General features: G+C 68.0%; 9 protein-coding genes. 3 read left to right on the plus strand and 6 right to left on the minus strand.

The genetic code is table 11. The features are described 5' to 3' along the window. The 5 genes from prfB to B3E43_RS04095 form a co-directional block, all read right to left on the minus strand. Positions 1 to 1,021 (minus strand): peptide chain release factor 2 gene (gene prfB / locus B3E43_RS04075; RefSeq protein WP_292026862.1). Its coding sequence is split into 2 segments (ribosomal slippage), with 1,020 coding nucleotides annotated over them: positions 1 to 951 and positions 953 to 1,021; the frame shifts between segments, so codons are not numbered across the junction. This gene is flagged as partial in the annotation. A gap of 166 nt (positions 1,022 to 1,187) precedes the next feature. Further along, positions 1,188 to 3,578 carry a penicillin-binding protein 1A gene (locus tag B3E43_RS04080; protein WP_292027414.1) on the minus strand — a complete coding sequence of 797 codons (2,391 nt, stop codon included), beginning with the start codon at positions 3,576 to 3,578 and terminating at the stop codon, positions 1,188 to 1,190. A 63-nt stretch (positions 3,579 to 3,641) separates the two neighbouring features. Beyond that, the gene (locus B3E43_RS04085) at positions 3,642 to 4,370 is read right to left on the minus strand and encodes a DUF3820 family protein (protein ID WP_292026864.1); all 729 of its coding nucleotides are present in this window, start codon (positions 4,368 to 4,370) and stop codon (positions 3,642 to 3,644) included. Between the two features lie 52 nt (positions 4,371 to 4,422). Beyond that, entirely contained in the window at positions 4,423 to 5,736 is a 1,314-nt protein-coding gene (locus B3E43_RS04090) for an MFS transporter (RefSeq protein ID WP_292026866.1), read from the minus strand. Between the two features lie 134 nt (positions 5,737 to 5,870). Continuing rightward, positions 5,871 to 6,329: a hypothetical protein gene (locus tag B3E43_RS04095; protein ID WP_292026867.1), complete on the minus strand. Its 459-nt coding sequence runs from the start codon at positions 6,327 to 6,329 to the stop codon at positions 5,871 to 5,873. A gap of 212 nt (positions 6,330 to 6,541) precedes the next feature. On the opposite strand from B3E43_RS04095, the gene B3E43_RS04100 reads away from it, so the two are divergent. Next, the gene (locus B3E43_RS04100; protein WP_292026869.1) at positions 6,542 to 7,429 is read left to right on the plus strand and encodes a LysR family transcriptional regulator; all 888 of its coding nucleotides are present in this window, start codon (positions 6,542 to 6,544) and stop codon (positions 7,427 to 7,429) included. Positions 7,430 to 7,995: 566 nt separating this feature from the next. Here the strand turns inward: B3E43_RS04100 and B3E43_RS04105 are convergent. Further along, the gene (locus B3E43_RS04105; protein ID WP_292026871.1) at positions 7,996 to 9,228 is read right to left on the minus strand and encodes an N-acetylmuramoyl-L-alanine amidase family protein; all 1,233 of its coding nucleotides are present in this window, start codon (positions 9,226 to 9,228) and stop codon (positions 7,996 to 7,998) included. A 435-nt stretch (positions 9,229 to 9,663) separates the two neighbouring features. Between B3E43_RS04105 and B3E43_RS04110 the strand changes: the two genes are divergently transcribed. Then, positions 9,664 to 12,312: an Rne/Rng family ribonuclease gene (locus B3E43_RS04110; protein WP_292026872.1), complete on the plus strand. Its 2,649-nt coding sequence runs from the start codon at positions 9,664 to 9,666 to the stop codon at positions 12,310 to 12,312. Between the two features lie 60 nt (positions 12,313 to 12,372). Next, complete coding sequence (locus B3E43_RS04115) at positions 12,373 to 13,782, plus strand: M48 family metalloprotease (protein WP_292026875.1); 1,410 nt, start codon at positions 12,373 to 12,375, stop codon at positions 13,780 to 13,782. Positions 13,783 to 13,786: the final 4 nt, after the last annotated feature.

Genomic DNA, 13,786 nt, shown 5'->3' on the forward strand with positions numbered 1-13,786 from the left:
CTCGACGTTGGTCCGCAGGTCCTTGACCATCTGATAGGGCTGCAGGACGTAGGACCGGATCTGGTGGCCCCAGCCGATGTCGGTCTTGGCGTCGGCCACGGCCTGGGCCGCCGCCTCGCGCCGCTGCAGCTCCAGCTCGTACAGGCGGGCGCGCAGCATCTTCCACGCCTGTTCGCGGTTCTGGTGCTGCGACCGGCCCGCCTGACACGCCACGACGGTGTTGGTCGGGATGTGCGTCAGACGCACCGCCGAGTCCGTCTTGTTGATGTGCTGGCCGCCCGAGCCCGAGGCGCGATAGGTGTCGGTGCGCACATCCGACGGATTGATGTCGATCTCGATGGCGTCATCCACCACCGGTGAAACCCCGATCGAGGCGAAAGACGTGTGCCGCTTGGCCGCCGCGTCATAGGGGCTGATCCGCACCAGCCGGTGCACGCCCGATTCCGACTTCAGCCAGCCATAGGCGTTCGGCCCGGTGATCAGGATGGTCGCCGACTTGATCCCCGCCTGGTCGCCGTCTTCCGACGCCTCCAGCTCGACCTCATAGCCATGGGCCTTGGCCCAGCGGGAATACATCCGCAGCAGCATCCCGGCCCAGTCGCAGGACTCGGTGCCGCCGGCGCCGGAGTTCACTTCCAGATAGGCGTCATTGCCGTCGGCCTCGCCGGACAGCAGGGCCTCCAGCTCGGCGCGGCCGGCGCGGTCCTTGATCGCCTTCAGCGAGGCGCGCGCCTCCTCCAGCGTCGCCTCGTCGCCTTCCTCGTCGGCCATGTCGGCGAGCATGACGCCCTCCTCCAGACCGGTCTCCATCTCGCGGACGGTGTCGATCTGGGCGGCCAGCCGGGAGCGGTCGCGCGACACGGCCTGGGCCGCCTCGGGGTCGTTCCACAGCGTCGGGTCCTCGACCCGTGCGTTCAGCTCATCCAGTTTTCGAAGCGCGACATCCCAGTCAAAGACGCCTCCTGAGCAGAGCGATGCTCTGCTCGATGTCGGCCTTCATGGCCTCGACATCCGGTCTCATCGCATTCTCCAGCGATACAAAAGTGAGGCGCGGACATAGAGCGCGCCGGGGGAAAGGGGAAGGGCGAGAGAGTAGGACTTGGGAACTAGGAATTAGGGGGTTCAGGGAACGCCGGCCACCGGAGCCGGCCTCCCTAATTCCCAATTTCTAATTCCTACTGCCTTCTTCAATACAGCCCGCTCAAATCCTCCGCCGGCTCCTTCTTCGGCGGCGGCGGCGTGACCGGCGGGGCGGGAGCGGTCGACGGCGTCTGGCCGGCAGCCTCCTCCTGCTCGCGGCGGACCACTTCGTTGTAGTTCTGCGGGCCGGTCGGGATTTCCTGCGCCGGGGCCTCCTCCTGGCGCTGGCGCTCGGTGCCGGGGCGGAAGGCCTCCTCTATACCGTTGATGGTGCGGAAGACCGCATTGCGCGGCCGCACGAACGGTCGCGCCGGGCGCTCGCGCAGGGCGGCCTGCATGAATTCGGTGAACACCGGCACCGGTCCGGTCGCGCCCGTCTCGCCCGAGCCCAGCGGCCGGTTGTCGTCGAAGCCGATGAAGACCCCGACCACGATGTCCGACGAGAAGCCGACGAACCAGGCCGAGCGGTATTCGTTGGTGGTGCCGGTCTTGCCGCCGACCCAGCGGCCCAGACCCCGGGCGCTGGCGCCGGTGCCGCGCTGGACCACGCCCTCCAGCATGGAACTGATCTGATAGGCGGTCACAGGATCGATGACCTGCGTCCCGCGTCCCTCGAGCCGGGGCGATTCCTGACCGGTGAATGGCCGGCCGCAGTCGCGGCAGCGGCGCTGGTCGGCGCGGAAGATGGTCTCGCCGTCCCGGTCCTGGACCATTTCGATCAGATAGGGATCGACCCGCCGTCCGCCGTTGACGAAGGCGGCATAGGCCGCGGTCAGGCGATAGGGCGTGGTCTCCCCCGCCCCCAGCGACACCGACAGGTTGGGCTGCAGATTGTCGGCCACGCCCATCCGGCCGGCGAGCGCCACGACATTGCGCATGCCGACGTCCTCGGCCAGCCGCACGGTCATGACGTTGCGCGACAGCTCCAGCCCGCGACGCAGGCTCTGCGGCCCATAGTATTCGCGGCTGTAGTTCTCGGGGCTCCAGCGCGTGCCGTTCGGACCGCCGGCGAAGCTGATCGGCGCGTCCAGCACGATCGAGGCGGGCGTATAGTCGCCCTCCAGCGCCGCGGCATAGACGAAGGGCTTGAAGGCCGAACCCGGCTGGCGGTTCGCCTGGGTCGCGCGGTTGAAGCTGGACAGGGCATAGGAATAGCCGCCGACCATCGCCAGCACGCGCCCGGACTGTGGTTCGATCGCCACCAGGGCGCCGTTCACATTGGGCACCTGTTTCAACAGATATTGCCCGCCGCGCGCCTCGACGAAGATCAGGTCCCCACGCCTCAGCTGGCGGTTGGCGTTGGCCCAGGCCGCGTCGGCCGTGACCAGCGCGCCCGAGCGGTTGTCGCGCGCGGTGCGGATGCGGACATTGTTGCCCGCGACGGATTCGACGGCCGCGGCCTCCCAGGCCCGGCGTTCGGGCGGTCGCTGACCGCGCACGGCGGTCTCGCGCCAGCCCTCGGCGAAGTCGGTCCTGCCCCACGGTCCGCGCCAGCCGTGCCGGCGGTCATAGTTCTCCAGCCCGCGCATCAGGGCGTCGCGCGCCGCCGACTGCAGCGTCGGGTCCAGCGTCGTCCGCATATAGTAGCCGCCGCGGTTGACCTCCTCCTGGCCGAAGCGGGCGATGGCCTGACGGCGCGCCTCCTCGACGAAGAAGTCGGCGTCGGCGTACGCCGCCCGGCGCGGCGCGTCCTGCGCCGACAGCGGCCGGGCCAGCGCCGTGGCCAGCTGGGCGTCATTGATGAAGCCGTTCTCGTTCATCTCCCCCAGCACCCAGTTGCGGCGGCCCAGGGCGGCCTCGGGGTGGCGTTTGGGGTGATAGTTGTTCGGCCCCTTGGGCAGGGCCGCGAGGAAGGCCGCCTCGTCCGGCGTCAGCTGGCTCAGCGACTTGCCGAAATAGTTATAGGCGGCCGCGGCCACGCCATAGGAGCGATAGCCGAGGAAAATCTCGTTGAGATACAGCTCCATGATCTGCTGTTTGGTCAGGGTCGCTTCCAGCCGGTTGGCGAGGATGGCTTCCTTGACCTTGCGGTTGATGCTGCTCTCATTGGTCAGCAGAACGTTCTTGGCCACCTGCTGGGTGATGGTCGAGCCGCCCTCCAGCCGCCGCCCGGTCGCGGCGTTGAAGATGTTCTTGAACATGGCCCGGCCCAGACCGCCCACATCGATGCCGCCGTGGTTGAAGAAATTCCGGTCCTCGGCCGCCAGAAACGCCTGGATCACCGGCAGCGGGATCTGCTCATAAGGCACATAGATGCGCCGCTCGTCCGAGAACTCGCCGATCAGCGTCCCGTCGCCGGCATAGACCCGCGTCGCCGTCGCCGGCCGATAGTCGGCCAGCTCCGAGGCGTCGGGCAGGTCATGGAACAGCCAGGCCGCATAGACGGCCACGATCAGCCCGGCCAGGGCGATCCCGCCCAGCAGGGCCACGCCCGCCATCACGAACCAGCGTTCGGCAATCTTCAACCTGAATACTCCGAAAGTCGGGCCCGATGGGCTGGTTTAGCCCGCGTCGGAGGCCCCGGCTAGAGCCGTGACGCGACGGTCCAGCTCCTGTCGCGCGGCGGCCACGACATCGGCGTCCATATCCCCTTGCCCGGCCATCCAGCGCAGATAGTCCTCGGGCGCCGCCGTCCACGGCTGGCCGCGATGCTTGCCGAACGGAATCCGGTCCAGCCGCCGCTTTTCATTCGTCCAGGCCAGCAGCTGCTCGACCGTGGCGACCTTCAGCATGTCGATCAGCAGATGCGCCGTCACCCAGGCGTCCGGCCCCGCCCGATGCGCCGGATCGGCCAGCGCCGGGTCCAGCCGCAGGCCGCGCCAGTACCGCAGCACCTGGTTGGAATGCCCCGGCGCCTCGGGCCAGACGTTCTTCGCCGCCCGCACGGTACAGATCCACGGCAGCCCCCCATGCGCCGTATCGGCGATGAACCCCCGCTCGAACCGCGCCGAATGCGCCACCATGACATCGGCGGGTGTGGGCAGGAACATCTCCCGCAGCCGGTATTCGTCACAGTGGGGATCGTCCTCGCAGAAATGCTCCGGCGTCAGGTGATGCACCGCCATGGCGTGAAACGAAATCTCCCCCCGCGGCCGGAACAGCTTCGTCACCGGCGCCGCCGCGACCCAGCCGCCTGCGCCGTCCGGCGTCACATCGACGATTCCGACCTCAAGGATCTCGGCGGACCGGTCGCCGCCGGAAGTTTCAAGATCGACGACACGCAGGCGCATGGGGCGGAGATAGGGGGTTTGACGGGGGAGTGCGAGGTCGCAAGTCTTCCTATCAGCGCGACCGCACGGAGGCTGCTCCCGCCGCGTGATCATCATCTCCGGCCCGCGAGAGGCTGACGAAGCCGGCGAATAGCGCGAGCGCCGCGCCGATCCCCAGCCCGAGCCGGGGAGCTGCTGCGACGGGGGTCAGGGTGAAAAGCAGCGTCATGAGCACCGCTCCGGCGGTCTGTCCCGTCAGCCGTGCGGCACCCTGCAGCCCGCCTGAAGCGGCGCTCCGTTCCAAAGGAGCTGACAGGAACATGTTGCGGTTATTCGGTGTCTGGAACAGGCCGAAGCCCACGCCGCAGGCCCCGGCGAAAAGAAAAATGGGACGGGCGTCTTCCGTCAGCGGCCAAAGCGCCGCTCCCATGAGCCCCAGCGCGAGAAAGGCTCCCCCCGCCGCGCACAGCCAGGCCGTGGAGAATCTGTCCGCAAGCCTGCCCGCCGCCACGGCCGTCACAGCCACGCTGAGCGGCCAGATCGTCATATAGATGCCCGTGGCGGAGGCTGACTGGCCGAGCCCCTGTTGCAGATAAAAGGGCAGCGCCACCATCGCTGCGGTTTGGCCTGCGAAGCAGAATACTGAAGCGATCACTGAAAACCGCAGAGACCTTACGCGAAGGAGATCGAGTGGAATGACCGGGGCCGCCTTTGGTGCCTCCCTGCGGACAAGCAGGCCGAGGCAGATCAGGCCGGCGGCGACCAGGCCGGTGGCGACGAGCGGGCGCGACAGCAAGAGTTGGACGCCGACGAAGACGCCGGCGAACATTCCGCCGCTCAAGGCCATGCTGGCGACATCAAGGCGATGGGGTCCAGCCGGCGTACGGGGTAGTTGCCCGCAGGCCAACAGGACGGCGAGCCCCAGAGGCACGTTCATGGCGTACAGCCAAGGCCACGGAGCATGTGACAGGATCAACGCTCCGACTCCGGGTCCTGCGGATGAGGCGAGCGCGACCGTCAGCGCGTTCCATCCGATGGCGGCGCCCATCCGCTGTGGGGGCACGGAAAATCGCAGCAAGGGGACGCCCAGCGCCATGATCGCAGCGCCGCCCAAACCCTGAACAGCCCGGGCGGCGACCAGCCAGGGTAGCGACGGTGCCAGCGCGCAAAGCACCGAGGCAAGCATGAACAGCCAGACCCCGGAGGCGAAGACCCGGCGGTAGCCGAAACGCTCACCCAGGGCGGCGAAGGGTAGCAGGGCGACAAGCAGGGCCGTCTGATAGGCAGTGACGACCAGCACCGCCACGGCCGGGGTCACATGAAGCGCGCCGGAAATAGTTGGCAGGGCCAGGTTTGTTATCCCGGCGTCCAGCACGACCAGGGTCATTCCGGTCAGGACGGCCCCAACAGCAAGGGCGCGCGCCGGAGTCGGCAACCCGCCGTCAGCGTGTTCGACGGGTCGGTCGCAGGGCGCGTCCCGTGTCGGCCCGCGGACAGGCGCCAGGTCGGGGTCCAAGGGCATCATGCGGGCGTCGGACCCGTGGTCCAGACCCCGTTGCGCTCGACATACCGGGTCAGACGGCGATGGTGTTTGTCCTCCACCCGCAGGTCGCGCTCCGTGAAACGGAACAGCACGGCGCTGTCGCTGATGCAGCGGGTGTCGTGGATATCGCCCGGCAGGTAGAGTTGCGCCTCCCCGGCGCGGACCCGCACGGTGTTGCGCTTGACCAGTCGGACCTCGCCTTTTTCGCCCTGAATCCGGGCGTAGGTCCCCATTTCGATTTCACCGTGCTGGATTCCATAGAGAACCCAGCTTCGACCGTGGTCGTGTGGCGGCCGATAGAGCCCCGCCTGTTCGGCGTGGGCGAGAAGCACAAACCCATGATCAGGGTCGCGATGGAGCTCCTCTGAAGCCGGCGCGTCCCGGTGGAGTGCCGCAAGCCAGACCTCGGCGGTCGAGGTGGCGAGCAAAATCTCCATCCGCCTCTGGCAGGTTTCGGCTAGCTCGGTCGTGAGGGGCCCCCAATGCGACCGGACGCTTTCGGTGAATCTTTGCAGTGACGTCCTGCCCAAGATCGTTCCTCCATTCCTGATTGCTGGACGGAAGGTACGACGCCGCAAATATTGCGATAGACGCAGCATTTGCATCTTATTAGTGCACCAGACGCCATGTTTGGCCGAGGAAGCAACGGATGTCTCACCCGGACCTGAATCTGCTGGTCACGCTGGATGCCTTGCTCAGCGAGGGCAGCGTTGCGGGAGCAGCGCGGCGGCTACGGCTGAGCCCCTCGGCCATGAGTCGCGCGCTGGCTCGACTGCGCGAGACGACCGGCGATCCGTTGCTCGTCAGGGCCGGGCGAGGGCTGGTTCCGACGCCCCGGGCGGTCGAGCTTCGGGATCCTGTCCGCCAGATCGTTGACGAGGCAGGGGCGGTATTGCGCCCGGAAGACCACATCGATCTCGGAAAGCTGGTTCGGACCTACACCCTGCGAACCAGCGACGGATTTGTTGAAAGTTTTGGACCCCGCTTGCTGGCGAGGGTCGCAGACGATGCCCCGGGCGTTCGCCTGTTCTTCCTCCACAAGCTGGACAAGGACAGCACGCCGCTGCGGGATGGACGCGTCGATCTCGAGACCGGAGTCATCGAAGAGACAACCGGTCCGGAAGTGCGGAGCCAGGCGCTCTTCAGGGACAGATTGGTCGGGGTTGTTCGGGAGGGTCACCTTCTCAGCCACGGTGCCGTCACCGCACCGGCGTATCTGAAAGCCATTCACGTCGTCGTGTCCCGCAGCGGCGTGGAGGACGGCGCCGTCGATAACCCGTTTCTGCCACCGGGCACGCGGCGCGTGGTCAAGACCATCGTCAGCGGGTTTTCAGCGGCCCTGTCGCTGGTCCGGGGCTCCGATCTCGTGGCCACAGTTCCCGAACGGCATACCCAAAACTTGCGTGAAGGCCTGATCACCTTCCCTCTTCCACTGCCCTCGCAAGCGTTCACCATATCGATGCTGTGGCACCCGAGAATGGATTCCGATCCCGCTCATCGCTGGTTGAGAGACTGCGTTCGAAAGGTTTGCACCTAGGCAATCGCAAATTGGGGCAAATACACTCTTTCCTCCCTCAACGCTGGCTCACACCCGCCTCTTCGGGCGCTGCCCCGCGTCTCTTGCGACCGATCTGTGGATCCGACGGCGCCTGGCCGCTCGCCGCCTCTAGCGCGGCCAGCCCGAGGATGAGGTCGGCCGCAACTTGCGCCGCGCCTCCTTCTCCTCCTCCACGTCCAGATCGACGAAGGCGGTCATCGCCTCATCGAAGGAGGCGGGTGCCCTTCCCGCGCCCCAGAACAGTGTCTTCCCGCCCCCTATAGTCTCGCCCCTCCCGACCCTGAATCCGCCCCTTTCACCCCCGGTCGCGGACCCCTTCAGGCGCGTCTCCGCAGCCTGCGACCGAAACTGACGTCGGCGTGTGCTCTATGGCGAAAGTCCCACAGGGCCGGTCTTTGACAGTCTGAATCCGCCGCCGACGCCGCCCCGGGTCCGGCCGCTCATCCGTCCGCCGACGGCGTCGGGCCGGCGCCGGAACGCCCCGCGCATTTTTCCGTGTCTTCTCGCCCCTGGCGCGCCCGGCGCGAGCCCGCTTCCGCCCGGCTTCAGGGCTGGCCCTGCGCCCCACCCACCGAGGCCATCTGCAGCGTACCCGACGGTTCCCGGAAATAGCGGTCGATCCCGTCCGCCACCGCGCGCATCAGCCTGCGGCGGGCGCGGTTGTCGTTGAGCAGCCGCTCGTCCTCGGGATTGGTGATGAAGCCCATCTCCAGGAGGACGGCGGGCACATCCGGGGCCAGCAGCACGGCCAGGCCGGCGTCGCGGTGGCTGCGGCGCAGCATCGGGTGGTCGGCGCTCTCCAGCTCGCCGAGCAGGGTGCGGGCCAGCCGGGCCGAGCGGTTCTGGGTGGCGCGCTGGGTCATGTCGAGCAGGATGCGGTCCACCGACGGGTCGCGGCCCGGCAGGTTCAGGCTGCGGTGCCAGTTTTCGCCGCGGGTGAACTCGCGCACGGCCCGGCCGGCGCCCTGTTCGGACAGGGTGTAGACGGAGGCGCCCCGCGTGGCCGGATCGGCCCCGGCGTCAGCGTGCAGGGAGATGAACAGGTCGGCGTCGGCCTGACGGGCGATGGCCACGCGGCGGTTCAGGGCGACATAGGTGTCGGTCTCGCGCGTCAGCCGGACCCGGAAGCGGCCTGTGCGCTCCAGTTCCCGCTTCAGGTCGAGGGCAGCGGCCAGGTTGATGGCGCTCTCCCGCGCCTCCGCGCCCTGGGCGCCGGGGTCGCGACCGCCGTGGCCAGGGTCGATGAAGATCAGCGGCCGCTCGGCGGGCCGCTCGGCCGCGCGGGGCGGCGGGGTCCGGGCCGGGCGCGCCGCCGGGGCGCGGCCCGTGGCCTTCAGGTCGATCACATAGCGGTAATGGGAAATGCCGTCGCCGGGCGGCAGCAGGAAGCGGCGCTCGATCTCGGCGCTGGTCGCCAGGTCCAGCTCGACCCGCGAGGCGGCGCCGGCGCCGGTGACCCGCCAACCGCGCACCAGGCCCGTGCCCGCGCCGGTCAGGCCGCGGCTTGTGGGAGCCACGCCCGCCAGCGACACCACCACCCGGCCGTCGTCGCCCGCCTGGATCACCTGTCCGCGCGAGGTCCGATCCAGATCGAGCACAACGCGGGTATGCTGGGCGTCGCCGCCGAACCGCACGCGCAACACCTCGCCCATGGCCCCCGAGGCAAGGCCCCGCCCGGCCGCCAGCAGGACGACGCAAATCACGACGAGGGCTATCGCCGTCATCGCCCATTCGCGAACGCGCCACTGCGTCAGGTTGATACGCGACAGTCCGTTCATTTTGACGGAGACCCACCTTCTTGGTTGGGGCCATCATGCCGCAACGTCGTCGCCAACCGGTTAAAGCGCACGCGGCTTTTAATTCACGATTGTCATGCCTATGCTTGCAGGGCTCGCGACCGATCGCGTCCCCTGAACTCTCAGGCCGGGCGCGCCCTCTTCGCGGCATGACTTTCACTGATCCGAGAACCGGCCGGGTTTCCACCCGCCTGTTCGACGACCGGGTCCGGGACGCCCCAGACGGCGTCCGGGCCCAGGACCGTACGTACCCCATGGGCCTTATCGCCTGCGCTCCCTTCCGGTCTGATCTGACCGACCTCGCCCACGGCATCCGCCGCGGCGACGGGATGGCGCCTGCGTTCGCCCCCAATCCCATTCGGCGAGCCGCCTGCCCCCTTCGCGGGGATGGCCGAGCGCGCCAGAGAGAAATATCCCATGTCAAAGACCATGTTGATCGATGCCGCGCATCCCGAGGAGACCCGGGTCGCCATCGTCGAGGGCCGTCAGGTCGAGGAATTCGACTTTGAATCCCGCGCGAAGCGCCAGCTTCGCGGCAACATCTATCTCGCCAAGGTCGTTCGCGTAGAGCCCAGCCTGCAGGCCGCCTTCGTTGAATACGGCGGCAACCGCCACGGCTTCCTCGCCTTCAGCGAAATCCACCCTGACTACTACCAGATCCCCGTCGCCGACCGCGAAGCCATCATGGCCGAGGCGCATTCGGACGACGACGATCACGACGAACACGCCCGCGAAGGCGACGACGAATCCGAAGGCGGCATGGCCGAGGAGGAGCGGCTCAAGCGCCGTCTGATGCGCCGCTACAAGATCCAGGACGTGATCAAGCGTCGTCAGGTCATGCTGGTCCAGGTCGTCAAGGACGAACGCGGCGGCAAGGGCGCGGCCCTGACCACCTGGCTGTCGCTGGCCGGCCGCTACTGCGTGCTCATGCCCAACACCGGCAAGGGCGGCGGCATCTCCCGCAAGATCACCCAGGCCACCGACCGCAAGCGCCTGAAGGCCGCCGCGGCCGCCCTGCATGTGCCCCAGGGCATGGGGCTGATCATCCGCACCGCCGGCGCCAAACGCACCAAGGCCGAGATCAAGCGCGACTACGAATATCTGCTGCGCCTGTGGGAAACGATCCGCGAGACCACGCTGAAGTCCAACGCGCCTTCCGTCATCTATGAGGAAGAAAACCTTGTCCGCCGCGCCGTGCGCGACATGTTCGACAAGGATTTCGACGGCATCCAGGTCGAGGGCGTCGAGGGCTTCAAGGAAGCGCGCGACTTCATGCGGGTGCTGATGCCCTCGCAGTCCAAGAAGGTGCACCTTTACCAGGGCGCGCGTCCGCTGTTCGCGACCAACGGCATCGAGGAGATGCTGACCCAGATTCACCAGCCGATCGTGCCCCTGCACTCGGGCGGCTATCTGGTCATCAACCAGACCGAGGCCCTCGTCGCCATCGACGTCAACTCGGGTCGCTCGACCAAGGAACGCAACGTCGAGGCCACCGCCACCAAGACCAATATGGAGGCCGCCGTCGAGGCCGCCCGCCAGCTGCGTCTGCGCGACCTCGGCGGCCTGATCGTCATCGACTTCATCGACATGGATGAGTCGAAGAACAACCGCGCCGTCGAAAAGGCCCTGAAGGACGCCCTGGCCAAGGATCGCGCCCGCATCCAGATGGGCCGTATCTCCGGCTTCGGCCTGATGGAGATCAGCCGTCAGCGCCGCCGTCTCGGCGTCATCGAAGGCGCCACCGAAGTCTGCCCGCACTGCCAGGGAGCCGGACGCGTCCGCTCCGCCGAGAGCGCCGCCCTGATGACCCTGCGGGCTGTCGATATCGAGGCCGGCAAGAACGGCGCGGGCTCGATCAATCTGCGCCTCTGCACCGCCGTCGCGCTCTACATCCTGAACCACAAGCGCGACTATCTGCAGCGCATGCTGACCCAGCGCGGCCTGAACGTGGTCATCCTGATCGACGACAGCCTCGGCCAGGGCGAGCACGCCGTCGAACGCACCGAAACCAACGAGGACTTCGTTCCGCTCGAACGCCCCGAAGCCTTCGTCGATCTCGACGACGACTTCGACGACAGCGCCTGGGCGGATGATGACGAGGACGGCGAGGAGTTCATCGCCGGCGACGACGATTCCGACCTCGACGCCGAGGACTCCGGCGACGACCAGCCGCGCGAGCGCGCGGAACGCGCCGAGGGTGAAGGCGGCCGTGGCCGCGGCCGCCGTCGTCGGGGCGGACGCCGTGACAGCGCCGACGCCTCGACCGACGACGCCGCGCCCGCCGCTGCTCCGGCCGCAGGCGAGGATGACGACGACAGCGAAAGCGGCCGCCGTCGCCGACGGGGCCGCCGTGGCGGACGCCGGGTGCGGGAAGAAGGCGGCGAGCGCGACGGCTTCAACTGGGTGCGCGGTCGCACGCCGTCGCTCGAAGACCCCTATGTCTGGTTCGACCCGATCAATCCGGACCGGAGCGAAGCGCGCGCCGAGACCCCCGTGGCCTCTGCCGCATCCGGCGACGTCAGCGAAACCATCGGCGAGCGTCCCGAGGACGAAGGCGGCGGCGAGCGCACCGGACGTTCGCGTCGTCGTCGGGGTCGGGGCCGTGGTCGGGATCGTGGCAGCGAGCAGGGCCTGACCCACGAGGTCAAGGTCGAGACCCGCGCCACCAATGAAGGCATGCCGCCGGACGGCTCACCCGACACGCCGATGGCGGTGGTCATCGACGACTCAGCCGACGCCGCCCCTGTGGCGGTCGCAGAGGAACCCAAGCGACGTCGGGTTCGCCGCAAGGTCTCGGCCAGCGCCACGGCGGAGTCGGCCGTGGAACCCACGTCGGAGGTCGAACCCAACGAGATCGAGTCGGCCGCGGAACCGGCCGTTCTGGACGTAACCCCTGCGGAGGCCGCAGCGGAACCCGAAGCAGCTCCGGCCCCCGAAATCGCCGTCGTGGTCGACCCCACGCCGGTCCCGCAACCCGAAATCGACGTCGCCGCCCTCATCGCGGACGACCCGAACCAGATCGTGGCGCCGCCCGAGAAGCCCAAACGCGGATGGTGGCGCCGCTGAATGGCCGTGATTAGATAGTGAGGATTGTCGCGGGGGTGTTCCGGGTATGAGGAGTTCGGCTTGAACTGGTTTTCCCGCACCGCCTTCCGTGCATCAGGCGTTGTCGCCGCCGTCGGCCTTGTGCTGGCGGCGGCCTCGCCAGCCTCGGCCCAGAGCGCGATTCGGGACACCGAGATCGAGGGCATCATTCAGGAGTGGGCCGACCCGGTCCTCGTCGCCATGGGACTGGAGCCGACCGAGGTCGAGATCCTGCTCATCAATGACAACGATCTGAACGCCTTCGCTACGCGTGGGCGGATCATGGGCATAAACACCGGCCTGATCCTGAAGACCCGAACCGCCAACGAACTGCTGGGCGTGCTGGCCCACGAGGCCGGGCATATCAAGAACCGCCACACCCTGCGCGACGGGGCGCAAAACGCCGGTATGCAGCCGATGCTCATGACCATGGCTCTCGGCGCCCTCGCCATCGCGGCGGGTTCGCCTCAGGCCGGCGCGGTCCTGCTCGGCAACAGCCAGTATTTCGGTACGCTGAGCGCCCTGCGCTACATGACCCACCAGGAGGGCGAGGCCGACAACACCGGCGCGCGCGCCCTGGAGAACGCCGGCGAGTCCGGCCGGGGACTGGTCAGCTTCTTCGAGAATTTCCGCTCACAGGAAGTCTTCTCCGACGCCCGGCGGTTCCCCTATTTCCGCAGCCATCCCTTGTCGTCCGACCGGATCGAGAACCTGCGCCGTTTCGTGTCGGAACAGTCCAACTACGATCGCAGGGACAGTCCCGAGCGGGTTGCCCAGCACGCCCTGATCCTGGCCAAGATTCACGCCTTCATGGATGAACCGAGCCAGACGCTGCGGGACTATCCGGAAAGCGATGTCTCCCTTCCCGGGCGCTATGCCCGCGCCATCGCCTGGTACCGCGACGGCCAGACGGACAAGGCCGTCGCCGCCGTCGACGCCCTCCTGACCGAGCAGCCCGAGAACCCGTATTTCTGGGAGCTCAAGGGCCAGATCCTGTTCGAGGAAGGCCGGCCCGCGGAGGCGATCGGCGCCCACCAACGTTCCGTCGACCTGCTGCCCGACGCCCCGCTTCTGCGCATCAACCTCGCCCATGCCCTTATCGAGACCCATGACCGCGCCCTGCTAGATGCGGCGATCGCCGAGCTGAAGCGCGCTACCGCGCTCGAAAATGACAACACCATGGCCTGGCGGTTGATGAGCCAGGCCTATGGCGCCCAGGGCAAGGAGGGCGAGGCGCGGCTGGCCTCGGCCGAGATGTATTTCGCCGGCGGCGCCGAGGTACAGGCCACCCAGTTCGCCCTGCGCGCCCGCGATATGCTGGAGCCCGGCACGGCTGAATGGACCCGCGCCATGGACATCGTCTTCGCCTCGGGCGCGACCCAACAGGACATTGATGACGTCGACCGCCGCAACAGCCGCCGTGACCGCGGCGGCGTCATTCCCGCCGGCTAGGCCT

The organism is Brevundimonas sp. UBA2416, from assembly GCF_002343105.1.
Lineage (GTDB): Bacteria > Pseudomonadota > Alphaproteobacteria > Caulobacterales > Caulobacteraceae > Brevundimonas.

Excerpts from the sequence above, each read along its gene's own strand:
- B3E43_RS04080 (WP_292027414.1), bottom strand. The coding sequence starts at position 3,578 with ATGGCGGGCGTGGCCCTGCTGGGCGGGATCGCCCTGGCCGGGCTGATC.
- B3E43_RS04085 (WP_292026864.1), bottom strand. The coding sequence starts at position 4,370 with ATGCGCCTGCGTGTCGTCGATCTTGAAACTTCCGGCGGCGACCGGTCC.
- B3E43_RS04090 (WP_292026866.1), bottom strand. The coding sequence starts at position 5,736 with ATGACCCTGGTCGTGCTGGACGCCGGGATAACAAACCTGGCCCTGCCA.
- B3E43_RS04095 (WP_292026867.1), bottom strand. The coding sequence starts at position 6,329 with ATGGAGATTTTGCTCGCCACCTCGACCGCCGAGGTCTGGCTTGCGGCA.
- B3E43_RS04100 (WP_292026869.1), top strand. The coding sequence starts at position 6,542 with ATGTCTCACCCGGACCTGAATCTGCTGGTCACGCTGGATGCCTTGCTC.
- B3E43_RS04105 (WP_292026871.1), bottom strand. The coding sequence starts at position 9,228 with ATGAACGGACTGTCGCGTATCAACCTGACGCAGTGGCGCGTTCGCGAA.
- B3E43_RS04110 (WP_292026872.1), top strand. The coding sequence starts at position 9,664 with ATGTCAAAGACCATGTTGATCGATGCCGCGCATCCCGAGGAGACCCGG.